The sequence below is a fragment of the Pseudomonas sp. CFBP 13710 genome, assembly GCF_014842235.1.
In the GTDB taxonomy this organism is placed as follows: Bacteria; Pseudomonadota; Gammaproteobacteria; order Pseudomonadales; family Pseudomonadaceae; genus Aquipseudomonas; species Aquipseudomonas baltica.
Genome location: NZ_JACYVJ010000005.1, coordinates 31,758 through 58,288, shown reverse-complemented (window position 1 = coordinate 58,288; position 26,531 = coordinate 31,758). Strand labels below are relative to the sequence as shown.

General features: G+C 63.7%; 20 protein-coding genes. 7 read left to right on the top strand and 13 right to left on the bottom strand.

Going from position 1 to position 26,531, the window contains the following annotated elements; genetic code table 11:
- Nucleotide 1: 1 nt before the first annotated feature.
- Together kdpA and IFT44_RS13360 are read right to left on the bottom strand one after the other, a co-directional pair.
- Complete coding sequence (gene kdpA / locus IFT44_RS13365) at nucleotides 2-1,696, bottom strand: potassium-transporting ATPase subunit KdpA (RefSeq protein WP_192176033.1); 1,695 nt, start codon at nucleotides 1,694-1,696, stop codon at nucleotides 2-4.
- Between the two features lie 6 nt (nucleotides 1,697-1,702).
- Nucleotides 1,703-1,792 carry a potassium-transporting ATPase subunit F gene (locus tag IFT44_RS13360; protein ID WP_082223535.1) on the bottom strand — a complete coding sequence of 30 codons (90 nt, stop codon included), beginning with the start codon at nucleotides 1,790-1,792 and terminating at the stop codon, nucleotides 1,703-1,705.
- A 198-nt stretch (nucleotides 1,793-1,990) separates the two neighbouring features.
- Here IFT44_RS13360 and IFT44_RS13355 point away from each other — a divergent pair, with 198 nt between their 5' ends.
- Together IFT44_RS13355 and IFT44_RS13350 are read left to right on the top strand one after the other, a co-directional pair.
- Entirely contained in the window at nucleotides 1,991-3,232 is a 1,242-nt protein-coding gene (locus IFT44_RS13355) for an exonuclease SbcCD subunit D C-terminal domain-containing protein (protein WP_192176032.1), read from the top strand.
- Nucleotides 3,229-6,861 carry an AAA family ATPase gene (locus IFT44_RS13350; protein WP_192176031.1) on the top strand — a complete coding sequence of 1,211 codons (3,633 nt, stop codon included), beginning with the start codon at nucleotides 3,229-3,231 and terminating at the stop codon, nucleotides 6,859-6,861. Before IFT44_RS13355 ends, IFT44_RS13350 begins: the two co-directional genes overlap by 4 nt.
- A 57-nt stretch (nucleotides 6,862-6,918) precedes the next feature.
- Here the strand turns inward: IFT44_RS13350 and IFT44_RS13345 are convergent, their stop codons facing one another.
- From IFT44_RS13345 to IFT44_RS13330, 4 genes are all read right to left on the bottom strand, one after another.
- Nucleotides 6,919-8,076: a lactonase family protein gene (locus IFT44_RS13345; protein WP_192176030.1), complete on the bottom strand. Its 1,158-nt coding sequence runs from the start codon at nucleotides 8,074-8,076 to the stop codon at nucleotides 6,919-6,921.
- Between the two features lie 103 nt (nucleotides 8,077-8,179).
- The gene (locus IFT44_RS13340) at nucleotides 8,180-8,455 is read right to left on the bottom strand and encodes a DUF5629 family protein (RefSeq protein ID WP_122476122.1); all 276 of its coding nucleotides are present in this window, start codon (nucleotides 8,453-8,455) and stop codon (nucleotides 8,180-8,182) included.
- A gap of 73 nt (nucleotides 8,456-8,528) precedes the next feature.
- Entirely contained in the window at nucleotides 8,529-9,518 is a 990-nt protein-coding gene (gene araD1 / locus IFT44_RS13335; protein WP_192176029.1) for an AraD1 family protein, read from the bottom strand.
- Nucleotides 9,519-9,539: 21 nt separating this feature from the next.
- A complete protein-coding gene (locus IFT44_RS13330) occupies nucleotides 9,540-10,850 on the bottom strand; it encodes an MFS transporter (RefSeq protein WP_192058081.1) in 1,311 nt (436 codons plus the stop codon).
- A gap of 206 nt (nucleotides 10,851-11,056) precedes the next feature.
- On the opposite strand from IFT44_RS13330, the gene IFT44_RS13325 reads away from it, so the two are divergent.
- On the top strand, nucleotides 11,057-12,796 hold the full coding sequence (locus IFT44_RS13325) for an IlvD/Edd family dehydratase (RefSeq protein ID WP_192137978.1): 1,740 nt from the start codon (nucleotides 11,057-11,059) through the stop codon (nucleotides 12,794-12,796).
- A 182-nt stretch (nucleotides 12,797-12,978) separates the two neighbouring features.
- Here IFT44_RS13325 and IFT44_RS13320 read toward each other — a convergent pair whose 3' ends face one another.
- Entirely contained in the window at nucleotides 12,979-13,548 is a 570-nt protein-coding gene (locus tag IFT44_RS13320; protein ID WP_049858924.1) for an elongation factor P, read from the bottom strand.
- Between the two features lie 49 nt (nucleotides 13,549-13,597).
- Nucleotides 13,598-14,740: an elongation factor P maturation arginine rhamnosyltransferase EarP gene (gene earP / locus IFT44_RS13315; protein ID WP_192137979.1), complete on the bottom strand. Its 1,143-nt coding sequence runs from the start codon at nucleotides 14,738-14,740 to the stop codon at nucleotides 13,598-13,600.
- 122 nt (nucleotides 14,741-14,862) lie between these two features.
- Here earP and IFT44_RS13310 point away from each other — a divergent pair, with 122 nt between their 5' ends.
- On the top strand, nucleotides 14,863-15,327 hold the full coding sequence (locus IFT44_RS13310; RefSeq protein ID WP_122476129.1) for a GreA/GreB family elongation factor: 465 nt from the start codon (nucleotides 14,863-14,865) through the stop codon (nucleotides 15,325-15,327).
- Nucleotides 15,328-15,821: 494 nt separating this feature from the next.
- Here the strand turns inward: IFT44_RS13310 and IFT44_RS13305 are convergent, their stop codons facing one another.
- Entirely contained in the window at nucleotides 15,822-18,245 is a 2,424-nt protein-coding gene (locus tag IFT44_RS13305; protein WP_192176028.1) for a glucose/quinate/shikimate family membrane-bound PQQ-dependent dehydrogenase, read from the bottom strand.
- A 294-nt stretch (nucleotides 18,246-18,539) separates the two neighbouring features.
- Nucleotides 18,540-18,965: a cell wall hydrolase gene (locus tag IFT44_RS13300; RefSeq protein WP_192176027.1), complete on the bottom strand. Its 426-nt coding sequence runs from the start codon at nucleotides 18,963-18,965 to the stop codon at nucleotides 18,540-18,542.
- 287 nt (nucleotides 18,966-19,252) lie between these two features.
- On the opposite strand from IFT44_RS13300, the gene IFT44_RS13295 reads away from it, so the two are divergent.
- Nucleotides 19,253-21,367, top strand: a complete 2,115-nt coding sequence (locus IFT44_RS13295) for an ATP-binding protein (RefSeq protein ID WP_192176026.1) — start codon at nucleotides 19,253-19,255, stop codon at nucleotides 21,365-21,367.
- A gap of 186 nt (nucleotides 21,368-21,553) precedes the next feature.
- Entirely contained in the window at nucleotides 21,554-22,015 is a 462-nt protein-coding gene (locus IFT44_RS13290) for a PA2169 family four-helix-bundle protein (RefSeq protein ID WP_122476136.1), read from the top strand.
- A gap of 94 nt (nucleotides 22,016-22,109) precedes the next feature.
- On the opposite strand, the gene IFT44_RS13285 is transcribed toward IFT44_RS13290, so the two are convergent.
- From IFT44_RS13285 to IFT44_RS13275, 3 genes are all read right to left on the bottom strand, one after another.
- Nucleotides 22,110-22,757: a serine protease gene (locus IFT44_RS13285; RefSeq protein WP_192053093.1), complete on the bottom strand. Its 648-nt coding sequence runs from the start codon at nucleotides 22,755-22,757 to the stop codon at nucleotides 22,110-22,112.
- 493 nt (nucleotides 22,758-23,250) lie between these two features.
- Nucleotides 23,251-24,174 carry a LysR family transcriptional regulator gene (locus IFT44_RS13280; protein WP_192137981.1) on the bottom strand — a complete coding sequence of 308 codons (924 nt, stop codon included), beginning with the start codon at nucleotides 24,172-24,174 and terminating at the stop codon, nucleotides 23,251-23,253.
- Complete coding sequence (locus IFT44_RS13275; RefSeq protein WP_192176025.1) at nucleotides 24,171-25,145, bottom strand: quinone oxidoreductase family protein; 975 nt, start codon at nucleotides 25,143-25,145, stop codon at nucleotides 24,171-24,173. Before IFT44_RS13275 ends, IFT44_RS13280 begins: the two co-directional genes overlap by 4 nt.
- Before the next feature lie 213 nt (nucleotides 25,146-25,358).
- Between IFT44_RS13275 and IFT44_RS13270 the strand changes: the two genes are divergently transcribed.
- Nucleotides 25,359-26,378, top strand: coding sequence for an AraC family transcriptional regulator (locus IFT44_RS13270; protein WP_192137982.1), 1,020 nt, complete (start codon nucleotides 25,359-25,361; stop codon nucleotides 26,376-26,378).
- The last annotated feature ends 153 nt before the right edge of the window (nucleotides 26,379-26,531 follow it).

Here is a 26,531-nt window from a genome sequence, read left to right as displayed (position 1 = left end):
CTCAGAAATGCAGGTTCAAGTGCTCGGCGATCGGCCCCAGGGCCAGCACCGGCAGGAAAGTCAGGCCGCCCACTATCAGCAGGGTCACGGTCAGCAGGGTGATGAACAGCAGGCCATGGGTGGCGAAGCTGTCGGCGCTGGGCGCACTGGCGTTCTTGCTGGCCAGCGCCCCGGCCAGGGCAAGTACCGGCAGGATGTAGCCGAAGCGCCCGATCAGCATGCCCAGGCCCAGCATCAGGTTGTGAAAGGCGGTGTTGGCGGACAGGCCGGCGAAGGCCGAACCGTTGTTGGCGCTGGCCGAGGTGTAGGCATACAGCAACTGCGTGAAGCCATGGGGCCCCGGGTTGCTCACGGCGCTCGCCGGCTCCGGCAGGCTGACGGCGATGGCGCTGAGCACCAGCACGCCGACCGGCATCACCAGCAGGCTCGCCACCAGCCAGCGGACCTCGCGTGCCTGCAGCTTCTTGCCCAGGTACTCGGGGGTTCGACCGATCATCAGTCCGGCCAGGAACACGGTCAGCAGCACGTTGAGCAGCATGCCGTAGAGACCGGCGCCGACACCGCCGAAAATCACCTCGCCGAGCATCATGTTGACCAGAGCGACCATCCCGGAGAGCGGGTTGAGGCTGTCGTGCATGGCGTTGACCGAACCGTTCGAGGCGGCCGTGGTGGTCACCGACCAGAGCACACTGGCGGTGGTGCCGAAGCGGCTTTCCTTGCCTTCCAGCGGGGCGGCCTGCTCGACCATGGCGCTGGCCAGCAGCGGGTTGGGTTGCTGCTCGGCATACAGCGACAAGCCGATGCCCAGCAGTAACAGGGTCAGCATGCAGGCCAGAATCGCCCGGCTCTGGCGCAGGTCCTTGACGTAATGACCGAAGGTGAAGACCAGGGCGGCCGGGATGGTCAGAATGGCTGCCAATTCGAACAGGTTGCTCCACGCCGTGGGATTCTCGAACGGATGCGCCGAGTTGACCCCGAAGAATCCGCCGCCGTTGGTGCCCAACTGCTTGATGGCGATCTGGCTTGCAGCCGGGCCGAGCGGGATGGTCTGCGCGTTGCCTTGCAGGGTCAGCGCGTCCACGTACGGGGCGAACGTCTGCGGCACGCCCTGCCATAGGAGGAAAACGGCCAGCAGCAACGCCAGCGGCAGCAGGCCATACAAAGTAGCGCGGGTCACATCGACCCAGAAGTTGCCAAGGGTACTGGCCGAGCGCCGGCTGATGCCGCGACACAGCGCTACCAGCACGGCCAGGCCGGTTGCGGCGCTGAGGAAATTCTGCACACCCAGCCCGGCCATCTGGCTGAGGTAGCTGAGCGAGGTTTCGCCGCTGTAGGCCTGCCAGTTGGTGTTGGCCATGAAGCTGACGGCGGTGTTGAACGCCAAGGTCCACTCCTGGCCAGGCAGGTGCTGGGGATTGAGCGGCAGGTAGCCTTGCAGCATGAGCAGGGCGAACAACACGCCGAACCCGGCCAGATTGAAGGCGAGCAGAGCCAGGGCGTAGCGCTGCCAACTCTGCTGCTGTTGCGGGTCGATACCGGCGAACCGGTAGCAAAGCCTTTCCACTGGCTGCAGCGGTACGCTGAGCCAGGTGCGCTGGCCTTCCATGACTTTGTAGTAGAACCGTCCGAGCCAGGGCGCGGGCAGCAATACCAGGGCGAGGAAGGCCGCTATCAATGCGAAATCGTGACTGTGCATGACCGACTAGCCTCCACTGGCGCGCAAGAGGGCGACGAGCAGGTACACGAACAAGCCGATGGCCAGCAGCAGGAACAGGCCGTCCAGAACAGACATGAGCAATATCTCCAGGCACGGCGGGCGCCGCTTGTCGACATTCTCCAAGGCCTGGGCGTAAAGGCGCGAGATCGATACCCAGGCGGCGCCGTAAAGAACGCGTAAAGATCGGTGGGTCACATCCTGCCCAGCGCGGCGCATGGGAACGCCGGGGCCGAACGGCTATCATGGCGGCCTTCCCTGCCCCCTGGAGCCTTCATGCGCCTGTTCCACACCTCCGACTGGCACCTCGGCCAAAGCCTGCACGGTCAGGAGCGCGACTTCGAACACGCAAGCTTCCTGCGCTGGTTGCTGCGCCAGCTCGCCGAGCGCCAACCCGACGTGCTGCTGGTGGCAGGCGATATCTTCGACACGGTCAACCCGCCCGTGCGCGCCCAGGAGCGCTTGTACAACTTTATCGTCAGCGCCCACGAGCAGCAGCCGCAGCTGACCATCGTGATGATCGCCGGCAACCATGACTCGGGTTCGCGCATTGAACTGCCTGGGCCGTTGATGCGCCGCCTGCGCACCCATGCGCTGGGCCGGGTGATGTGGCTCGAGGATGGCCGCCTCGACAGCGAACGGCTGTTGCTGCCGCTGCCCGATGCCAAGGGCGAAGTGCAAGCCTGGTGCCTGGCCCTGCCCTTCCTGCGCCCTGCCGAGGTGACCGGCGCAGCCCTGGGCGAGGATTACCTGCAGGGCATCGCCCGTGTGCACGAAATGCTGATTGCCGCCGCCAATGCCCGACGCTCGTCGGGGCAGGCGCTGATTGCCATCAGCCATGCGCACATGGCCGGCGGTTCGGTGTCGATGGAGTCCGAGCGCAGCCTGGTGATCGGCAGCGCCGAGGCCCTGCCGGCCAGCCTGTTCGATGCCAGCATCAGCTACGTTGCCTTGGGCCATCTGCACAAGCCGCAGAAGGTCAACGGCGAATCGCGCATTCGCTACAGCGGTTCACCCATCCCGCTGTCATTTTCCGAAATCGAATACCCGCATCAGATCCTCGAGATCGAATGCGCTGGCGAGCAACTGGTGAGCGTGGAACCGATCCTCATCCCACGCGCCGTCGACCTGCTGCGCATCGGCCCGGCGCCCTTGCCGCAGGTGCGCGAACAGTTACAGCAACTGCCGGACGTGGATCTGTTGGCCGACCTCCTGGGCTACCCCTGGCTGGAAGTGCGAGTGGTACTCGACGAGCCACAACCGGACCTGCGCCAGCACATCGAAACCGCCCTGCAAGGCAAGGCCGTGCGTCTGGTGCGGATCGCCGCCGAGTACGCCGGGCGCGCCAACGCTGACAACAAAGACGTCGGCGTCTTGATCGAACTGGATCAGCTCAGCCCCCACGAACTGTTCAGCCGCGCCTGGCTGGACAGTTATGGCAGCGAGGTGGACGAACATACCCTGGATGACTTTGCTCGGTTGTTGCAGGAAGTGCAGTTGGAGGGCGAAACCCCATGAAGATCCTGGCCATTCGCCTGAAGAACCTGGCCTCGCTGGCCGGCCCGTTCGAATTGGATTTCACTGCCGAACCACTGGCCAGTGCTGGTCTGTTCGCCATTACTGGCCCCACCGGCGCGGGCAAGAGCACGTTGCTCGATGCCCTGTGCCTGGCCTTGTTCGGCGCCGTGCCGCGCCTGGGCAACGCGTCGCAGAGCGCCAAGGTGCCGGACGCCGATGGCGAGATCGGCAGTTACGACCCGCGCACCTTGCTGCGTCGTGGTACCGGGGCAGGCTACGCGGAAGTGGATTTCCTCGGCGTCGACGGTCGTCGCTATCGCGCGCGCTGGGAAGCCAACCGCGCACGGGACAAACCCGGCGGCAAGTTGCAGAACAGCCGGCAGTCGCTGCGCGACCTGGACAACGACCAGCTACTGGCCAGCCAGAAAGGTGAATACAAGCAACTGCTCGAGGCTCGCCTGGGGCTCAACTTCGAACAGTTCACCCGTGCGGTGATGTTGGCGCAGAGCGAGTTCAGTGCCTTTCTAAAGGCCGATGACAACGAGCGCAGCGAGCTGCTGGAAAAGCTTACCGACACGGCGCTGTACACCCGCCTGGGCAAGCGCGCCTTCGAAAAGAGCCGCGACGCCCGCGAGCAGCTCAAGCACTGGCAAGACCAGGCCACCGGTATCGCGCCACTGGCGGTCGAGGCCCGTACGGCCCTGGACCTGGAGTTCCAGAGCGCCAGCGAGCAACTGCGCCAGCAGCAAGCGCGCCTCAAGGAGGTGGAACGGCAGCAGCAGTGGCACCGCGAAGACCAGCGCCTGACCGACGACTGCCAGGCGGCCCGGCAGCAGGTGGAAGACGCGTCCCAGGCGTGGGAAGCAGGCGCCGAGCAGCGTTTGCAACTGCACATGCTCGAACAACTGGCACCGCAACGCTACCTGTTCGGCCGCGAGCAGGAGGTGCGCACCCAACTCCTGCCCTTGGCCGAACGCATCGCGCTGTCGGGTTCGCGGCAGCAACAGCAAGCGCTGCAGCGCCAGCAACTGGACGAGCAACGCGAACAGGCCGGGCGCACGCTGCAACAGGCGTTGGCGCAACAGGCCGAGGCGCAGCCCCGGTTGCAGCAGGCCTTCGACGAGCAGTCGAACCGGAGCCGATTGCAGGCCGAGCTAGAACCCCTGAGCCCGGCGCTGGCCGAAGCCGAGCGGCAGCTTTCGTCCGGGGCGCAGGCGTTGCTGGGCATGGAGCAGCAACAGGCCGAGACTGGCAAACGCCTGCAGCAGGTCGCCGACTCGCTCGAACGCAGCGCCGAGCTGGCACCGCTGGCCACCACCTGGAACGCCTACCTGCCACGCCTGCAGCACGTGGTGACGCTGAGCAGTCGCCTGCGCCAGGGTCAGACCGAGCTGCCAGACTTGCAGGCGCAGGCACACGCCACACAGACGAGCCTGGAAGCGCATCAAACGGACCTTGCCCGCGTCTTTCAGCATGCCCCGTGCGGCGTCGAGGTGCTGCCTGAGCGCTTGCAGCAACTGACCCAACGTCTGCAACAGCAACGCCTGGCGCTGCGCGGTGTACAGGAACTGGAACGGCTGTGGCAGCGGCGCAACGCTGTCCAGGAACGTCTTGAACAAGGACGCCAGCAGCAGGCCACCTTGCTGGCCCGGCGCGAGCAACTGACCGCGCAGGGGCTTGAGGTCCGCGCGGCCCACGAACAGGCCGAGCAAGCCCTGACGTTGACCCTGCAACTGCTCGAACGCCAGCGCCTGGCGCGCAGCGAAAGCGTCGAACAGTTGCGCGAACGGTTGCAGCCCGAACAGCCCTGCCCGGTCTGCGGCAGTGTCGAACACCCCTATCACGCTCCCGAGGCGCTGTTGCAGGCGCTATCGGCCCACGATGACGATGAAGAGCAACGCGCGCGCGCTGCGCTGAAGCCGCTGTCCGAACGCCTGATCGAGCTGCGTACCGAAGTCGGCGCGCTGATCGAGCAGCACAAGCAGCTCAAGGCGCAGGAGCAACAATTGCTCGACCAGCCGGATGGCGCCGAATTGGCCCGGCATCCGCTCTACCCTGCCCTTGCCGACGCCGAGCAGGCGGATGACTGGCTGCGCGACACCGTGGCCAGCCACACTCGCCTGATCGATGAGGATGAACGGCAGCAGAACAGCCTGCTGGCCTTGCAACAGCAGGCAACCACCTTGCAGCGTGCCGTGGCGCAAGCCGGGGAAACCAGCCAGCAGGCGCGGCAGACGCTGCAGGCGCATCAGGCCCACGTCGACGCCGACCGGCAACGGCTCGACGAAGAGCTGCAGGCGTTGGCCAGCCAGTTGCCCGCCGCTCGTCTGCAGGCGCTGCGCGAGCAACCGGCACAGACGTTCATGGCGCTGGAGCAGAGCATCGGCGAGCGTCTGGCACAGATCGAGCAACGGGACGAGGAACAGGCCGAGTTCGACACCCGCGCGCGCCGCATCGAGCAGGCCCGCAGCGAGCATGCGCGGCACCGAACCGACTGCGAGCAGCAACGCCAGCGGGTCGCGGCACTGTCCACGCACCTGCAGACCTGCGAAGCACGGCTGCGCGAATTGCTGGGCGAGCATGCCCAGGCTGCCGCCTGGCAGACGGCCTTGCACGATCAGGTCGAGACGGCGCGCGAGCAGGAACGGCAAGTCGACCGCCAGCAACAGGATCTACGAACCCAGACAGTGCAGACCGCCAGCGCCCTGGAGGCCGACACTCAGCAGCAGGCCCAACTGCAGCGAGCCCTGGCCGACGTGCAGCAAGCCCTGCACGCCTGGCGCGAGCAGCGTCCGCACCTGGACGACGATGGGTTGCGGGCACTGCTCGCCATCGATGAACCCCAGGTCGATGCGCTGCGCAGCCGCCTGCAAACCACGGAAAAGGCCTTGGAACAGGCGCGCATCCGCTTGCACGAACGCGAACAGCGCCAGCAGGCCCATCGCGCAGAGCTCGACGCGATCGCCAGCGCCGAAGCACTGGACGCACAACACGCCGCCCTGCTGCTGGACGCCGAACGGCAGGAACATCACTGCGCCGAACTGCGCGCCCGGCAGACTGAAGACCAGCGCCGGCACGGTGCCAACCAGGCCCTGCAGACGCAGATTGCCGAGGCCGATGCGCTCTACCAGCGCTGCGCGCGACTGGCGGCGCTGATCGGCTCGGCCGAGGGCGATCGCTTCCGCAAGATTGCCCAGGCCTACAACCTCGACCTGCTGGTGCACCACGCCAACGTGCAACTGCGCCAACTGGTGCGGCGCTACCGGCTCAAGCGCGGCGGCAGCATGCTCGGGTTACTGGTGCTGGACACTGAAATGGGCGACGAACTGCGCTCGGTGCATTCGTTGTCGGGCGGGGAAACGTTTCTGGTTTCACTGGCATTGGCTTTGGGCCTGGCGTCGATGGCCTCGAGCACACTGCGCATCGAGTCGCTGTTCATCGACGAGGGCTTCGGCAGCCTGGACCCCGAGTCGCTGCAGCTGGCCATGGACGCCCTCGACGGCCTGCAGGCGCAGGGCCGCAAGGTGGCAGTGATTTCCCACGTGCAGGAGATGCACGAGCGCATTCCGGTGCAGATTCAGGTGCGGCGCCTGGGCAACGGCTTGAGCAGCGTGCAGGTCACAGGCTGAGTCGGCGTTCCCCCGGTTGCGCATACTGCCGCGCAGCCGGGGGTCAACGGCCGACCATCATCGGGTCAGGAATTTCACGTCCGACGGGGCATCCTGCGCGAAGCGCTGCACCGTCTCACCCAGCTTGCCGGTGCTCGCATCGCGCCTGAGCACGGTGATCTGGTTGCTTTTCTGGTTGGCGATCAACAGGAAGTGGCCGGTAGGGTCGAGGGTGAATTCACGCGGATGATCGCCGTCCACGTCACGACGCTGGATTTCCTCGAGCTGGCCATTGCCGGCTGCAACGCTGAATACCAGCATCTGATTCGCCGTGCCGCGGTTGCTCACATAGAGAAAGCGGCCATCGGCCGACAGGTGCAACGCGCCGCTGGCGCTTTGCTTGCCGGCCGTGCCCAGTTCGAGCAGTTGCTGGCGTACCAGGTTGCCGTCCCTGACGTCGAACATGGCCAGTTGGCCGCTCATTTCCAGGGTCAGGTAGGCGTGCTTGCCATCGCGACTGAACAGCAGATGACGCGGGCCACTGCCGTCCGGCAGCTGGACCGAGGCAGGTTGCGCCGGCACCAGTGGACGCTCGGCGGACTCGGGCTGGTAGCGGTACACGTACACCCGGTCGGCGCCCAGGTCGCTGGCATAGACGTAGTTGCCAGAGGGCAGCGATACCACCGAATGCACATGCGGCCCGGCCTGACGCTCGGGATTCACCTGGCTGGCAACGTGCTTGAGTTGCTGCACCACATCGCTGAGCGTGCCGTTCTCGGCCACCTTGAACACGCTCAGGCTGCCACCTGGGTTGGCGTTCACGGCATAGTTGGAAACGAACAGGTAGCGCCCGTCCTGGCTCAGGCTGGAATGGGTCGGTTCATCGCCCCGGGTGGCCACCTGGCCGACCTGGCTGAGTTCGTGGGTGTTGCCGTCCACTGTGAAACTGCTGACCTTGCCGACCACCTCTTTCTGCCCGGGGCCGTTTTCGTTGACCACGAACAGGCGCCGCTGGTCCTGGGACAAGGTCAGCCAGGACGGGTTGGAACTCTTGAATGTCTGCCGTGGCTGCGCCTCGATCTGGCCGGTAGCGCTGTCGAAGGCATAGCGGTAGATGCCTTCGCTGGCGCCCTGGGTATAGGTGCCCACCAGCAGGTCGTATTTTTCGGCTGCGCCGGCGTGCAGTGAGGTCAGGACCAAACCGTTGACAAGCATAGATAGCAGAACTCGCTTCATGAAGGTCTCTCCGAGCCTGTTGTGAGTGGCCGATTTTTCGTGGCACCGAGTGTTGTAGCGGCAGCAGGAGCGAACGTGGATCGGACTCTAGAGACCGCCGCGTTCAAGCCTGGGTTTCATCTTCTTCGTCGCGGGCCGAAAACGCGCTGAGGCACGTCAGTTGGTGAGACACGCCGGCCTGGCTGATGACGAAGCTGTTCGGTTCGGCGCCGGGCTGGGCGGCCTGCTGTTCTTGCAGGGTGAACTGCCAGCGCTTGAGTTCGCGGCCGTCCATGCACTGGATGTGCAGGGTGTGCTCCTCGTCGAAGGAAAAATCAAAGGCGTGCAGGGTGTCGATCAGCAGCATGTCGCAGGTTTGCAGCGCGATAGGCAGGCTCATGGTCGGATCTCCGGGGGTGATATCCGACCATGATAACCGCGATGCGCGCCTCTGGCCTGCTCGCCAGTACGCGCTACAGGATGCCCACGTTGCCCGGTGCGAAAGCGGCCTCGGCCTGGCCGATGCTGTTCACCAAAGGGGCGCCGAAGGCGGGCAGGCTGATTTCGAACTGGTCACCCAGCTGGGTGACGACGCCGTCGGCGAACGACAGCGTGGCGGTGCCGAAGAAATGCACATGCACGTCGCCAGGATTGAGAAACTGCGCGTACTTGAAATGGTGGTACTCGAGGTTGTCGAAGCTGTGGCACATGTTCGCTTCGCCACTGAGGAATTCCTTCTCCCAGATCACCTCGCCAGCCCGGCGGATACGGCTGGTACCGGCAAGGTGCTCGGGCAGCTCACCCACGCGCAGCTCGGGGCCGTAGCTGCAGCTGCGCAGCTTGGAATGGGCGAGGTAAAGGTAGTTCTTGCGCTCCATCACGTGGTCGGAGAACTCATTGCCCAGGGCGAACCCCACGCGATACGGCCGTCGGTCCGGGCCGATCACGTACAGCCCACCCAGCTCGGGCTCTTCGCCGGCGTCCTCGGCAAACGGCGGGACCGGGAATGCCTGGCCGGGCCGCACGACAATGCTGCCATCGCCTTTGTAGAACCACTCCGGCTGCACGCCAGGCCGGCCTGCAGCAGGCTTGCCGCCCTCCACGCCCCACTGGAACACTTTCATGCTGTCGGTAACGGCGGCGTCACCGCTTTGCTGGTGCATCTTGTCGCGGGTGGCGGCGCTGCCCAGGTGGGTCAGGCCGGTGCCGGTCACCAGCATATGGGCCGGGTCGGGGTGATCCAGAGGCGCGAGAACGCGACCCTGTTCGAGCAGCTGCGCGTAGTCATGCTGTTCACCCAGGCCACACCCGTCCACCGCCTGGGCCAAGCCGTGGCCTGCGGCAATGGCGTTCATGGCCAGCTCGCGGACACTGTGGGCGCCGCGCACTTCGTGCACGCGGTCGCCATCGACCAACCCCACCCGACGTTGCCCGTCTTTCAATTCGAATTGCACCAGATGCATGATCGCTTCCTCTTGCTGAATTCAGGTACGGGCGCTGGCGGCGAACGCATCGGCCGGCAGCACGTGGCGGCGCTCCAGGAGCTGGTAGACCACTGCGGTCAGCAGTAGCCCGAACACCATCACGCCGCTGAGAAAATACAGGCCGCTGGCCAGGTTGCCGGTGTACTCCTTGAGTGCGCCGATCACGAACGGCCCGATGTAGCCGCCCAGGTTGCCCACCGAGTTGATCAGGGCAATGCCCGCCGCCGCACTGGCGCCGGCGAAGAAGCGGCCCGGCAGGGTCCAGAACACCGCCGTGCACGAGAACAGGCTGAACGCTACCAGGCACAAAGCCGCCAGCTGCGCCGCCGGCACACTCAGCCAGGCGCTGAGGAACAGGCCGACAGCGCCCAGCACGTACAGCACGGCCAGGTGACCGTAGCGGTCATTGAGGCGGTCCGAGCTGCGCGGGATGAGCAACAGACCGACGATGCCGAATACATAAGGCACCGACGACACGAAACCGGTGGTCAGGTCACTGCCGCCGAACTGTTTGATCAGGGTCGGTAACCACAGGCCCAGGCCATAGATGCTCAAGGTGACCGGCAGGTAGAACAGCGCCAGCAGCAACACGCGAAAATCCTTGAGCGCGTGCAGTGGGTTGCCATGCCGGGTCTGCCCATAGGCCTGCAGGTCCTTCTCGAGTTCGCTGGCCAGCCAGTTCTTTTCCTCCTGGTTCATCCATTTGACCTGCTGCGGGCCGTCGGGCAGCCAGCGCAGCACCGGCCAGGTGAGGAGGATGGCCGGGGTACCGATGACGATGAACAGCCACTGCCAGCCATGCAGGCCCAGTACGCCGTCCATGCCCAGCAGCGCACCGGACACTGGCCCGGTGATCATCATGGCGATGGGCTGGGACAGGATGAACAGGCCGAGGATCTTGCCGCGATGACGGACCGGAAACCACTGCGTGATGTAGTACAGCACGCCGGGGAAGAAGCCCGCTTCGGCAGCGCCCAGCAGAAAGCGCATGACATAGAAGCTGTGCGGCCCCTGCACGAAGGCCATGCCGATGGTGATGGCGCCCCAGGTGATCATGATGCGGGCGAACCAGCGACGGGCGCCGAAGCGTTCGAGCATCAGGTTGCTGGGAATCTCCAGGAGGAAGTAGCCGATGAAGAACAAGCCGGCACCCAGGCCGTAGGCCGCATCGCCGATGCCCACGTCTGCGCCCATGTGCAGCTTGGCGAAGCCCACTGCGGAGCGATCCACGTAGGCGATCAGGTACAGCAGAATCAGGAACGGAATCAATTTGAAGGTGATGCGGCGTATAAGCCCCAATTCCTGGCTCATGGGATCGATCTCCACTTTCTTGTTCTTATGGTCGTTGACGTGCGACGGCTGTACGGACACTCGCCGGTGTCTCGCTGAAACCTGCAGCCCTCATTGAAATCGACTTTATAGTATTACTATTTACTCCACAAGCTCTTCCAATCGTCGTTTCAATGGCCTATTTTTAGGGCATACACAAAAACAAGTCTTACAATAAGAGAGCCACCATGCCTGATAACAAAACGCCCCTGCGCTCGGCCCAATGGTTCGGTACGGCAGACAAGAACGGCTTCATGTACCGCAGCTGGATGAAGAACCAAGGCATTGCCGACCACCAGTTCAACGGCAAGCCGATCATCGGCATCTGCAACACCTGGTCCGAGCTGACGCCGTGCAACGCCCACTTCCGTACCATCGCCGAACACGTCAAGCGGGGCGTGATCGAAGCCGGTGGTTTTCCGGTGGAATTCCCGGTGTTCTCCAATGGCGAGTCCAACCTGCGGCCCACGGCGATGCTGACCCGCAACCTGGCGAGCATGGACGTAGAGGAAGCCATTCGCGGCAACCCGATCGACGGCGTGGTGCTGCTCACCGGCTGCGACAAGACCACCCCTGCCCTGCTGATGGGCGCGGCGAGCTGCGACGTACCGGCCATCGTGGTCACGGGCGGGCCGATGCTCAACGGCAAGCACAAGGGCAAGGACATCGGTGCTGGCACCATCGTCTGGCAGATGCATGAGTCGTACAAGGCCGGCCAGATCAGCCTGGACGAATTTCTCTCCGCCGAAGCCGGCATGTCGCGCTCGGCCGGTACCTGCAACACCATGGGCACGGCCTCCACCATGGCCTGCATGGCCGAGGCACTGGGCACCTCGCTGCCGCACAATGCGGCCATTCCGGCGGTGGATTCGCGCCGCTACGTGCTGGCGCACATGTCCGGCATGCGGGCGGTGGCGATGGTCCGCGAAGACTTGCGCCTGTCCAAGATCCTGACTAAAGAGGCGTTCGAAAACGCCATCCGGGTGAATGCGGCCATTGGCGGATCGACCAATGCGGTGATCCATCTCAAGGCGATTGCCGGGCGTATCGGCGTCGAGCTGGAGCTCGACGACTGGACCCGGATCGGCCGTGGCACGCCGACCCTGGTGGACCTGCAGCCCTCCGGGCGCTTCCTGATGGAAGAGTTCTACTATGCCGGCGGCCTGCCAGCCGTGCTGCGACGCCTGGGTGAAAACGGCCTGATTCCTCATCCAGACGCCTTGACGGTCAACGGTCAGTCACTGTGGCAGAACGTGCAGCATTCGCCGATCTATGGCGAGGACGAGGTGATCCGCGCTATCGACAACCCATTGGTGGCCGACGGCGGAATCTGCGTGTTACGCGGTAACCTGGCGCCGCTGGGGGCAGTGCTCAAGCCCTCGGCCGCGACCCCGGCGCTGATGACCCATCGCGGCCGCGCAGTGGTGTTCGAAAACTTCGACATGTACAAGGCACGCATCAACGATCCGGACCTGGACGTGGACGCCAGCTCCATCCTGGTCATGAAGAACTGTGGACCCAAGGGTTATCCAGGCATGGCCGAGGTCGGCAACATGGGCCTGCCGGCCAAGCTGCTGGCACAGGGAGTGACCGATATGGTGCGCATCTCGGATGCGCGCATGAGCGGCACGGCCTACGGCACGGTGGTGCTGCACGTGGCGCCGGAAGCGGCCGCCGGGGGACCACTGGCAGTGGTTCGCGAGGGTGATTTCATCGAGCTGGACTGCGCCAGCGGGCGGTTGCACCTGGACATCTCCGACAGCGAGCTGCAGGCCCGCCTGGCCGACTGGCAGGCACCGGCGCAATCGTTGCTGGTGGGCGGCTATCGGCAACTGTACATCGACCACGTGATGCAGGCTGACCAGGGCTGTGATTTCGATTTCCTGGTCGGCTGCAGGGGGTCCGAGGTGCCGCGGCATTCGCACTGACCCCCCGCCCCGCCGGCCTGTAGGAGCGGCCAGTGGCCGCGAAAAGAGCACCGCGGTGTGACAGGTATACCGTGGTGAATTTTTCGCGGCCGATGACCGCTCCTACGGAATAGGCGGTGATTGGGCATAAAAAACCCGACTCCAGGTCGGGTTTTTGCATCGCAGTCAAGCAGGCTGGAAGCTTACTTGGCGCGACCTTTGTACGAACCGCCTTCACGGGTGTCGATCTCGATCATGTCGCCGATCTCGATGAAGTCCGCAACGCTCAGCTCGGTACCGTTCTTCAGTTTGGCAGGCTTCATCACCTTGCCCGAAGTGTCGCCGCGAGCGGAACCTTCGGTGTAGTCGACCTGACGCACGATGGTAGTCGGCAGCTCGACACTGACCAGACGCTCTTCGAAGAACACGGCTTCGCAGACGTCGGTCATGCCTTCTTCGACGAATGGCAGAACGGCCTCGATGTCTTCGGCGTTCAATTCGTACATGGTGTAGTCGGTGGTATCCATGAACGTGTAGCTGTCACCGCTGATGAACGACAGGGTCGCTTCCTTGCGGTCCAGGATCACGTCGTCCAGCTTGTCGTCGGCACTGTAGACGGTTTCGGTCTTGTAGCCGGTCAGCAGGTTCTTCAGCTTGGTCTTCATGATCGCGCTGTTACGGCCCGACTTGGTGAATTCAGCTTTCTGAACCAACCAAGGGTCGTTGTCGATACGGATCACGGTACCGGGTTTCAGTTCTTTACCAGTTTTCATTACGAATATCCGAATTTGGATGGTGATTTACAAAAATCTAGGCCGCGTATCATAGCCAATTTCGGTAAAACTGCACCAGCGTCGTTGCAAGATCAGGCTGAGCGGCCTGTGTGGCGCACCATTGCCGCGCGTGCGCGACCAGTTCCGGCCAGTGCCGAATGGCCTCGCGCCATGCCGGGCCGATGTCGGCGCCCTCCACGCTCTGGTTCCAGGCCCGCCACAGCCCGCGCAACGCGGCGTAGGCTGCGGGCGAGAGGCCCTGGCCGTAGCGATCGAGAAACGCCTCGAGTTTTTCCCAGTGCGCGTATTCCTCCTGGACGTAGATATGCCAGACCATCGGTGCGGCCGCCCACTGGGCGCGAACGAACGAGTCCTCACCGCGCACGGCATTGAAATCGCAGCACCACAGCAGCCGGTCGTACTCGCTCTGACGGACGAACGGCAGCACCTGCACCTTCAGGCTGCCCCGTTGTACCTGGCTGCCGACGTCCAGCGATGCCTCGCCCAACCATTGGCGCACGTCGGCCAGCACTCGGCCTTCGGGGACCAGCAGGTGGTTGCTGCGCGTGTCATCGGCCAGGGCATCCAGCCACGACCCCAGCCCGCTGTGCTCATAGGCGAACAACGACAACAGGCGGGCATCGGGCTGGGGCTCGACGCCCAGCCCGGCCAGAAACGTCTGCCGTGCTGCGGGATCGGCTTCGAAGGCCTTGCGGTGCTCGACCAGGCAGGCTTCGCGCAGCAAACCGCCGGTACCGGTGGTGAAGCCGGGAAAGAAGAAGAACTTGCGCAGCCCACCCGGCTGCGGCGACGGCAGGCCATGGCAGCCATCGACCCAGGTTTCGGCGCTGAGGTAATCAAGGTTCAACCACAACGGGGACCGGCTGCGCGCTGCCATGGCGTCGACGTATTCAGGAGGCAGCTTGCAGGCGAAGGCACCTACCACCACATCGGCAACCTCGGTGGCCTGCCATTCGCCGCGCCAATGGCGGACTTCCACGCCGTCGTGCCACTGCTGCGGCTGTTCGGCGCTGGCGGCAGGCCACAGACGGGCGAATGGCACCAAGTCGTCGACCCACAGGCGCACCTGCATACCGTGTTCGACCTGCAGTTGGCGGGCCAGGCGCCAGGTGATGCCGATGTCGCCGTAGTTGTCCACGACCGTGCAGAAAATGTCCCAGGTGGCCTTCATGGCTGACTCCAACGCAAACGTTTACACAAAGCCGGCTATTGTCCGCATAAACGTCCGCGCACAGAAGCACTAAAGGCGGTTCGTGCGACAATTGCCCGCTCGTTCCCACCGTCAGTCCAACCATGAACAAACCTGCCCTGTTGCAAGCCATCATCGAACGCCTGACCGTTGATCTGGACGTGGCTCAGCGTGCCGCGCAGACGGCCTATGAAACCGCCACCCATGAAGAGAACGTGGCCGAGAACAAGTACGACACGCTCGGGTTGGAGGCGTCCTACCTGGCCACCGGGCAAGCGCGGCGCATGGAAGAGATTCGCCACGGGCTGGCGAAATTCCGTGCACTGCAGTTGCGTGATCTTCAGGCAGGGATCGAACTGGGCGCACTGGTGGCGCTGGATTCGGAAAGCGGTGTGCGCCAGTGGTTTTTCCTGGGGCCCGATGCGGCGGGGTTGAAGCTGGATTTCGAAGGCTGCCCGGTCATGGTCATCACCCCGCGCTCGCCCTTGGGGCAAAGCCTGTTGGGCAAGAGCGTGGATGATGAGGTCAGCATGGCGGGCAATGTTCAGGTCATTGCCCAGGTGATTTGACGCCCGGCGCAAGTAGACACACCGCGTGAACCGTTGACGCGGTTTGCCTGGTACACCGCGTGCAACATTGACGCTGCGATCCCCTGTAGCAGCGGCGCAAGCCGCGTCCGGCCTCAACGCGAATTGTCTGATACACCGCATGCGCCGCCGACGCGGCTCGCGCCGCTGCTACAGGGATGGTGCAAGCCGCGTCTGTGTGCAACGCGGTTTGTTTGGCGCACCGCGTGCAACATTGACGCTGCGATCCCCTGTAGCAGCGGCGCAAGCCGCGTCCGGCCTCGGCGCGGATTGTCTGATACACCGCATGCGCCGCCGACGCGGCTCGCGCCGCTGCTACAGGGATGGTGCAAGCCGCCTCTGTGTGCAACGCGGTTTGTTTGGCACACCGCGTGCAACATTGACGCTGCGATCCCCTGTAGCAGCGGCGCAAGCCGCGTCCGGCCTCGGCGCGGTTTGCCGGGTACACGGCGAGTGCCATGCACGCGGCGTGGGGGTTACTTCTTGTCGGGCAGGGCGTAGGCGATCACGTAGTCACCGCGATCCGGCGACTGGCGCGCACCACCGGCGGTGATGACCACATATTGCTTGCCGGTCTTGGGCGAAACAAAGGTCATCGGGCCGCCCTGGCTGCCAACCGGCAGACGGGCTTTCCACGCCTCTTCACCCGTCGCCGAGTTGAACGCACGCAGGTAGTAATCCTGGGTACCGGCAATGAACACCAGGCCGCCCTGGGTCGACAGCGTGCCGCCCAGTGTCGGCATGCCGATTGGAAGCGGCAGGTGCATTTTCACCCCCATCGGCCCGGTATCTTCCACGGTCCCCACTGGCACCTGCCAGGCAACTTTCTGGGTCTTCATGTCGATTGCGGTCAAGGTACCGAACGGCGGCGCCTGGCACGGAATGCCGGCGATGGATAGGAAGCGGTTCTTGTTCACCGCATACGGCGTGCCCTTGAGCGGTACCGCGCCCATGCCGGTGTTGAGCGCTTCGCCACCCGAAGACGCCTTGGCATCCTTCTGCTGAGGCACCATCTGTACCCACAGGCCCAGACGCATGTCATTCACGAAGATGAAGCCATGCACCGGATCGGTCGACAGGCTGCCCCAGTTCATCCCACCCAGAGACCCTGGGAAGCTGAGCGACACATCGGTACCCGGCGCGGTGTACAGACCCTCATAGCGCATTTTCTTGAACGAGATCCGGCACAGCATCTGGTCGAACGGAGTCGCACCCCACATGTCCGACTCGGTCAGGTGTTGCGCGCCGATCTGCGGCATGCCCACCGACAACGGCTGGGTCTTGGCATAGGGTTCGCCAGGAATGTCCGAGCCCTTGACTGGAATGTCCTGCACGGCCGTCAGCGGTTGACCGGTCGCGCGGTCCAGCACATAGATCTGCCCCGCCTTGGTGCCGATCACCACTGCCGGCACACTGCTGCCGTCAGGCTTGGGGAAGTCCATCAGGGTTGGCTGCATGGGCAGGTCGAAGTCCCAGAGGTCGTTGCGCACGGTCTGGTAGACCCACTTCTCTTCACCGGTGGTCGCGTTCAACGCCAGGATCGAAGCACCATAGCGGTGATTCAGCGGCGTGCGCTCGACACCGTAGATATCGGTCGACGAACTGCCCATGGGCAGGAACACGGTGTTCATCTTCGGATCGTACGACATCGGTGCCCAGCTGTTGGGCGTGCTGCGCACATAGGTGTTGTCGCCGGTCGGCGCCTGCTTGTCCTCGGGGTTGCCCGGATCGAACGCCCAGCGCATTTCGCCAGTGACCACATCGAAACCGCGGATCACACCGCCCGGCATGTCCGCCTGGACGTTGTCGGCGACACGACCACCGACCACTACCGTGGTACCGGCCATCAACGGCGCGGAGGACAACTGATAGTAGGAATCCGGGACATTCCCCAGGCCCGCTTTCAGGTCCACCTGACCCTTGTTGCCAAAACCTTCACAGAACTCGCCCGTGTCGGCATCCACGGCAATCAGGCGAGCATCGATGGTGTTGGTCAACAAGCGACGCTGGCAATTGGCACCCGGCGCGACCGCAACGGCCTTGACCGGCGTATTGCCTTCGCTCGACTCCACCACCGCACTGCTGGCGTCGAAGTAGGCCAGGCCACGGCAACGCTGCCAGACCGCAGCCTGAGCGTTGATCTGGTTTTTCCACAGCTCTTTGCCGGTGTCGGCGTTCAGCGCGATGATGTTGTTGTGCGGAGTGCAGATGAACACCTTGTCACCCACCTGCAGCGGCGTGGCCTGGTCTTCAGCGCCGTTGCCATTGCTGATGGCGACGTCACCGGTGTGGTAGGTCCAGGCTGGAACCAGATCGGCGACGTTGTCGCGATTGATCTGGTCGAGAGCGGCGAAGCGGTTGCCGCCTTCATCGTTGCCGTAATGGGCCCAGTCCTTCTGCGCGTTGGCCGGCGTGACCTGGGTCAGGCCTGGGCCTTCGCCGGTCGGGGCGACCGAGGCATGCGGCACGAACATGCCGGCGGCGCCCGCCACGACGGCCACTGCCAGCAGCGCACCAAGCGCATAGCCGGCGCGACCGCCGCTAAGCCCGTTGGCGCGACGCAAGGTGGGATAGGCCAATGCCACGACCAGACTCAGCACAGCCAGCGCGAACAGGCGGGAAATCTGCGGCCAGAAATTAAGCCCGGCGTCGACCAGTGCCCAGATCACCGAGAGCACCATCACCGTGGCAAACAGCCAGGCACCCAGCAGGCGCGACTTGAACAGAGCAATGGCGGCAACGGTCATGCCCAGGCCGGCCAGCAGGAAATACCAGCTGCCGCCCAGGGTGGCGAGGTAGCCCCCGCCCGCAAGGTAGAGCAGTCCGAACACGAGTACGCCCAAGGCGGCGACCCAGATGGGCCAGCGGCGCACCGCTGGTGAAGGTTGAGGCTTAGTCATGTTGCATGATCCTGTTGACGCATGAACGTTTCTGGAAGGTTGAGCAAAGTGTAGGCAAGCCTGTGCGACATGCTTGTCGGGACGATCTCGGTGAATACTTCCACGACCTGCACGGCCTCCCGGCCGTGTTCCACAAAGGACTGCCGGATGCCGCCACAGTATTAACTAATTAGTTAGTTACACAACGATATCAAAAAAAACCGGCAGCTGCGACAAATCGCCCTAGCGCTGGCCGGTGAAACACTGTTGCACAGGTTGTAAAGCTGCCTCGGGTTTGCCCCACGGCACCCGCGATCAAGGCACATCCTTGAAGAACGCATGACCGCCCAGCACCAGCGTACAGGTCGCTCCGGCTGTCCAGGCCGGTGGCCTGGGCAAGCGCAACGCATGGTAATGCGTGGCCCCGTCGGTGGGGTCCGCCGTACCGCCGGCGATGACCTGTTCGGCCACCATCAGTGCCTGGGCCCATTGCGCCTGCGCAATGGGCCGAGCGCCGCTGACACAGGGGTAATTGGGATCATCAGGGTTCCAGCAGCTGAACTGCCAGGGTTTATGGCACACGCCGATGTAGCCCTCGCCCCACCAGGATCGGCGGTTGGCATCATGCACACGGTTGCGGATGACCCACGCCACCGCTATCTGCCCGGCGATACCTTCGCCACGGGCCTCCCCCCATAGCGTTCGCGCAACGACGTCGTGTACCTGCTGAATGTGTGTCATGGTGATCTCTGAATATGAATGGCCAAGGCGACAAGGCTGGGCGAAGCCTCGTGGCAGTCCCGATTGCCTTGCCCGCGTGGCCAGATTGCTGAGCTCCACGAGGGTTTGCCAGCCGGCAGCAATTCCCCGCCTGCCAAGTCGTGGCTGCAGTTTCCCGTGGCGAGGGTCGATGCCAAAGGCTTGAGAATTGGCGGCATTGGCTCTACAAATGTCATCGCCATGCCCGGTCCGTCGCCCCGCGCCGACCTGCCCTCGATCGACCATCCCATCACGGAGTCCCATTGCCGATGCACGCACCCGACGACGACCTGGACACCGGTGCCCACACCTCCGGCTGGGGACTGAGCCGTCTGCATGCCGCAACATCAGTCAGGTGGGTAGCCAAGCTGTTGTCATGGGTGGCCCTGCTCACCGGTGCCACCGCGCTCTGCGAATACCTGCTGGGCCAGCCATTGCTGGGCTATCTGGTGCCGGGCCTGATGGGCATGTCGCCGTTGACCGCCATGGCGCTTTGCGCTCTGGCGCTGTCCAGCCTTCTGGGACGTCGCGCGCGACCCAGCTGGTTGCTTGCCGGCCTGGCTTCGAGCAGCGCATTCGCCTTGCTGGGCACACACCTGTTGCTCGGTGCAGACGTCTTGAGCCCGGCGCTGAACGCCTGGCTGTTTCCGCCTTCGGCGCTCCTGGTCGGTAGCGTTTCGCCGGCCACGGCGAGCTGCCTGGCTTTGCTGGGCGTGGCCCGCATGGCCCAGTTGGCTGGCCGCCACAAAGCCTGCGATGTGCTTGCCCTGCTCGCCTTCGGCCTGGCCGGCATCGGCCTGCTGGGCTATGCCTACGGCGTCAAGGATTTGTACTCGGTGCTGCTGTTCAATGCCATGGCGGTCCACACCGCTGCAGCGCTGGCCTGCCTGGCTGTTTCAACGATGCTTTTTCAGGCCGATCAGGGTTGGCTGAACGTGGTCACGCTGAGCAACCGTGCAGGCGCCGTCACCCGTCGGCAATTGCTGCTCACGGCCATCCTGCCAGTGATCGGCTGGCTGTTGCTGTCGGCCATCAACGCCCGCGCCATCGGTGCGCCCGCTGCCCTGGCCCTGGTGGTGGCGACGGTGTTTCTGCCGCTGGTCATCCTGATCATCAAGGACGGCCGGGTCACGGCGCGCCTGGACCTGCAACGGCAGAAGCAGCGTCGCCTGGAAACCACCATCAGGCAGCGTCTGGAACTGGAGCTGGATCAGAAGCGCGCCGAACTGGAACAGGAGTCGGCGCAACGCATCGTCGCCGAACAGGTGATGAACCGCGCCCAACGCCTGGATGCAATCGGACAACTGACGGGCGGTATCGCCCACGATTTCAACAACCTGCTGATGGGCATTTCAGGCAACCTCGAGCTGCTGCATCGCCACGTCGAGAGCGATCCCAAGGCCTCGAAGTACGTGACTCGGGCGACGCTGTCCACGGAAAAGGGCATTCGCCTGACCGGGCAGCTGCTGGCGTTCTCGCGTACGCAACGGCTGAACGTATCGGCAGTCAGCCTTGCCGACACCGTCACTGCGGCCTTCGAACTGGTTGGTAACGCGCTGGGCCCCGACATCAATATCGACATGCAGACGCCTGACCGTAGCCTGTTCGTCAGCACCGACCCCCTGCAATTGGAAATGGCCATACTCAACCTCGCCCTGAACGCCAGGGACGCGATGCCCGACGGCGGCTGGTTCACCGTCAAATGCTCGCCGACCGCTCCGCCGGTTACACCGCCCAGCGTATCGATCCGGGTCAGTGACAGTGGTACCGGCATGTCCGCGGAAGTGCTGGCCAAGGCGTGCGAGCCGTTCTTCACCACCAAGGAATCGGGCCGTGGCACCGGGCTGGGTCTGGCGCAGGTCTACGGCCTGTGCCGTCAATGTGGCGGCGACCTGAAGATCACCAGTGAACCGGGCCAAGGCTCGACCTTCGAACTGGTACTGCCCATGGCCGAGCGTCCACGCGCGAATTCCATCAACCCGCAGCCGACCAGCGTCACGGTGGCGCTCGCCCCTCTCGCCCAACCGGTGCTGGTGGTCGACGATGACGATGCAGTGCGCACGGTGCTGGTCGACGATCTGCGGGTGCGGGGCTATCAGGTGCTCGAAGCCGATCGTGGCGGCAAGGCCCTGGCGATACTGGGCAACACGCGCTGCGCCGCGGCGGTCATCGATTTCCTGATGCCCGAGATGAACGGCGCCGAATTGGCGCGCAAGGCACGCCAACTCGTCCCGCAGTTACCGATCATCTTCATCAGTGGCTATGCCGACACCCTTGCACTGGATGCCATCGCCGGCGCCGTGGTGCTGCGCAAGCCGTTTGAACTCGACGAGCTGGACCGACTGGTCAGGGAGTTGGCCGGCGCGCCTGGGTCGGACGCCTGACGGCGACGTACATTTGGCCGATTTGCGATCCACGACAACGTGCCGGAAAAGACTGGCAAGCCGCCCATTTCAAAAAAATCGGAACCTTCCGCCAAACAGGGCGACCTAAACACAGCGTACGTACCATGCCTACGCCATGGCTGCCTCTTGGGTCTGAGCCAGACCGTCCACCAAGGAGATTTTGAAATGACCGACGCTCATAAAGAAACGATCAAGGTACTCAACGACCTCATCGAAACATCGAAAGATGGTGAGGCTGGTTTCAAGGATCTCGCCGAAAACACCAACAACCCTGAGCTGAAGGCAGTCTTCGCAGCCGCCGCTTCCGACACCGCCAGCGGTGCTGCAGAACTGCAGAACGAAGTACGCAAGCTCGGTGGCGAACCCGAAACCACCACCAGCGTTGCAGGCGATCTGCACCGTCGTTGGGTCGACCTGAAGTCGGCCATCACCGGCAAGGACGACGTCGCACTGCTCAACGAAGCAGAGCGCGGCGAAGACGTTGCCAAGAAGAGCTACACCAAAGCGCTGGAAAACCATGACGTGACCCCTGAGGTACGCGCCGTGATCCAGAAGCAGTTCGATGGCGTCATGCGCAACCATGACAAGATCAAGGCACTGCGTGACGCAGCTCGCGCTCAGAAATGAGTGAGGGGCTTGGGCGGCTGCCAAGGCCGCCCGAGCCGTGCTTCTTCCGCAACGTCCCCCGCCTTGACAACATCCCCGCCTTCACCCGATCCACTCAACGTGTCACATAGCCCATGACTGGGGCCGGTACCTTGACGTCGCCCTGAAAGCGATGCCATTCCTTGTCGATTTCCTTGTAGCTCATGAACACACTCACCCGCTTGGCGTCGGCCAGGTCGGTATTGGTCATGGACTGGGTGTAGCGCGTCGGCACGAATGCCACCGTAATACCGACTACCGAGCCGTCATCTGCATACACCGGACCGCCCGACATGCCCATGGCGCTCGGACCGTCGTGAATGGAATAGAGCACGCCGTCGTTGAGGTTGCTGAGCAACAGCTTGCCTTCCTTCACCTTGCCGCTGCCTTTGACGGGCATCAACAGTGGACTGAAGCCGACGGCGGTGACGTTTTCACCGACCGACGCCTGACGCCAGTGAGGAGCCGTCGGAGCCTTGCGCTTGATGAAGACCACATCGCCACGACCACGGTGCGCAACGTCACTGAGGTAAGGGGTGTGCTTGGCAGAAACCGCGTAATCCTCATTCCATTGCACGGCCGAGGCCTGATACAGGAGAGGGGCGGGAAGACTCGAGGTGACCATGAAAGCGTCTTTGTAGGCGGCATCGCTGACAAAGGGAGTTGGCATGCCATTGCAGCCGGACAGAAGCAGGCCGAACATCAGGCAGATAGATCGATTCATCGTGTTCCAGTGTAGCAATCCCATTTCTGGGACTATTGAAGCAACCTTGCTTGCGTGGTTCTCATCCCTCTGGACGAGAATAGGTTCGCGTGCGCGAGTGTTTGTAAAGACCCTGGAAACCGGCGCGTTGATGCCGTGCGCTACGCGGTGTTCCAGGCCGCCATTGTTCCCTGGCGATCCTGTCGGATCGTGACTGACAGCGTGATCGGGTCTTGGTGGGCATGATCGCGAAGCATTGCGAGCCTTCGAACGCCACGTCCGGCCAACCAAAGCCTCAACGCTCCAAAATTCGGAACGTGGTGGCCGATGATGACATTATGACATCATCCATCTTTCACCGGCAACATGAATAATGGCACATGGCCATTTATTTTGGTTGCACAGTGAAAAGGGTATCGGACGGGTCGAGGAAGTCTTTAATAGCAATATGCTACTACTGTGACGTGGTTCCGATTTCGCTGGCGGACGCCAGCATGACCCTTGCGCCGCACACCTACTCCCAAGGCGGCCCATCAACGAAGTGCGATTCGATCCAGGCCTTGAATGCCAGGACGGTCGCTGCCGGAAACTTCGAAGAGGGTCGTATCAGGTAGATTCCGCCCACTGAGTCCAATCGCCAGTCGGGCAGTATCTGAACCAGGTCGCCGGACGCCAGCTGGCGGCTCATCAGCCATTCGCCCGCACCCAGAATGCCCGTGCCAGCCATTGCGGCGCTGAGCAGGGTTTCGCTGTCGTTGGATGTCAGGGTGCCTTGCGTGGTCACGCTTTCCTGACGGTCTGCGCGGTGCAGCTTCCATTCCGGAAACGAGGCCAGCCCGCTGAAACGCAGGCAGTTGTGCCTGACCAGATCTGCAGGCATCAGCGGCATGCCGCAGCGTTCCACGTAGGCAGGGGATGCACAGAGAATGCGGCGATGGTCGCAGAGCTTGTTGGCAATCAGTCGGCTGTCTTCCAGCTCGCCGATGCGCAGGGCCAGGTCATAGCCTTGCTCGATGATGTCGACGACGTGCTCGCTGTAGTCGGCAACGATCGACACACCGGGGTGTGCGCTCAAGAACTCGGGCAGCAACGGGGCCACCCACAGGCGCCCCATGGCCGCTGGCAGCGCCAGGCGCAGGACCCCGCGCACCTGAGAAACGCCTGACGTGGCCTGCTGCTCGGCTTCGACGATCTGGCTCAGGGCTGCGCGCAGGCGCTGTTCCAGCTTGGCGCCGACTTCGGTAATCCGGACCTGGCGAGTGGAGCGCTCCATGAGGCGCACGCCCAGCCGCTTTTCCATGGCGGCCAGACGCTTGGAGATCACCGTAGGATGACGCTGGAGCAAGCGACCGGCAGCGACGAACGAGCCTTGGCTGGCCACGGCGAGGAAGGCGGCGATCTCGTCGCTGTGCTGACTGTCGAGCAGGTCCGGGGTCATGGGGCGAGAATGATCGCCCCGCCGGACTGACCCGATTCGAGCGCCTCATGGGCGCGAGCCGCTTCGGTCAAGGGATAGGTCTTCCAGATCCGCGGGGTGATGATGCCCGCCTCGACCGCCGCCAGCACGTCGGCTGCGCGCTCCTGGTATTCGGCTGTGGACGCGGTGTGCGCAACGATGGAAGGTCGGGTCAGGAACAGCGAGCCCTTGCCGTTGAGGGTCGACAGCTCGACCGCGCTGGGCGCACCCGACGATGCGCCGAACGACACCATCAGGCCGCGCGGACGCAGGCTGTCCAGCGACACTTCGAAGGAGATACGGCCAATCGGGTCGTAGACCACATCGACCTTGCGCCCCTGGGTGAGCTTGGCCACGTCCGCGGCGAGCGTGGCCGCATCGAATACCAGCACCTCGTCGCAGCCCACCGCCTTTGCCCGCTCGACGCTCTCGGGTTTGGACACCACACCGATGACGTACGCCCCCAGGTGTTTGGCCCACTGCCCCATGATCTGGCCCAGGCCGCCGGCGACGCCGTACAGCAGCATCGTCGTACCGGGGCCTACCGGGTAGGTGGATTTCAACAGGTACTGTGCAGTGATGCCTTTGAACAACACGGCCGCGGCCTGCTCGAAGCTGACCCCGGCCGGCAGCTTCACCAGCCGTTCGGCCGGATAGAGCCTTTGCGCCGCATAGCCGCCCAAGGGCCCGGTGGCATAGGCGACGCGGTCGCCTGGCTGCACGTTGGTCACCCCTGGCCCCACCGAGATCACGGTGCCCGCGCCTTCCAGGCCCAAGCCGGACGGCAGCGGTACCTTAACCGCACCATTGCGCTGGGTGACATCCAGGTAGTTCACGCCCACGGCCGCCTGCTGCAGCCACGCCTGCCCTTCGCCCGGCGCCTGCTCGACCACGGTGTCTTCCCACAGCACGGAGGAATCACCGGGTTGATTGAAACGGATCACTGCGGCCATGTCGTTCTCCAGTCGGTCAATAGTGCCGACGAGTATGGAAACGCGCCCAACGTTACACAAGACGGTGAATCTGCAGTATATACCTGCACTGGGTGCAGCAATGATCAGAGGACGATTGATGTGTTGTGCTCGGACCGATTGCCTGTCGTTGCGGGTTTGTTTACCGTTCAGGCCACTGGTCGACACTCGGTGCATCGCTCACAGGGACACGTCATGGCTGTAGTTGCAGACAAAGGCACGACTTCCATAGGCCTGGTGCACGAAGCCCTGCACGGTGCAATGCAGCGCGGATTCGACATCCAGCCGGTGCTGCGAGACGCGGGCATCGACCCAGGGTTGCTCGATGCGCCCCAGGCCAGAGTCTCCGCAGTCGCGTTTTCTCGACTCTGGATTGCGCTGGCCAATGCGCTGGACGACGAGTTTTTCGCCATCGACAGCCATCCGCTGCGCAGAGGCAGCTTTCGGCTCATGTGCCACGTGGCCCTGGGCTGCCACTCGCTGGAGCAGGCGCTGCGGCGGATCCTGATGTTTCTGCGCAGCGCCCTGGACGACGTCTACGGCGAGCTGACGTACGAAGACGACTCGGCGGTGCTGGTCATTCACGACCACGGCGTGGAAAGACGCCTGTTCAGCTATGGCACCTGGCTGATCCTGGTGCACGGACTGCTCTGCTGGCTGGGCGGCCGGCGCTTGCCTATCCAAAGCATCGGCTTCCGGCCGGCGCAACCTTTGGACGACAGCGACTACCGCCTGCGCTTTTGCGAGTCGCTGGTGTTCGGTGTCGCCCAGACCACCGTCCGGTTCGATCGCAGCCTCCTCGCCCTCAAGGTTGTGCAGACACCCGCAACCCTCACACCCTTCCTGGAGGAGTCGCCCGGCAATTTGCTGGTCAAGTATCGGAACGATGAAAGCACGGGAGCGAAGGTTCGTCAGAAGCTGCGCGGTGTGGATCCGGAGGACTGGCCCGAGTTCGACAGGTTGGCAAAATCGCTGAGCACGTCGAGTTCGACGCTACAACGACGGTTGCACATCGAAGGCTTGAGCTACCAGCGGCTGAAAGACGATCTTCGTCGGGACATGGCCATCCATCTGCTGGGCCGTGAAGAGCTGACGGTCGTGGAAGTTGCACTGCAAACCGGTTTTCAGGATGCCAGTGCCTTCCATCGCGCGTTCAAGAAGTGGACGGGCGTCAGTCCCGGTTGCTATCGCCGCAACGAAGCCGATGAAACGTAGGCCTCACTGCTCCCCCTTCTGAAAGATTCACGATCCGTCCCTTTCCTGTCCCCGCCCCGGACTGTCCAAACACCCCAATCAGAACGACGACTTTGGACATGGGCGTAGCCCATGCCGGCGCCTACGATAGCCGAACCCCAGCCATGGCCGCTG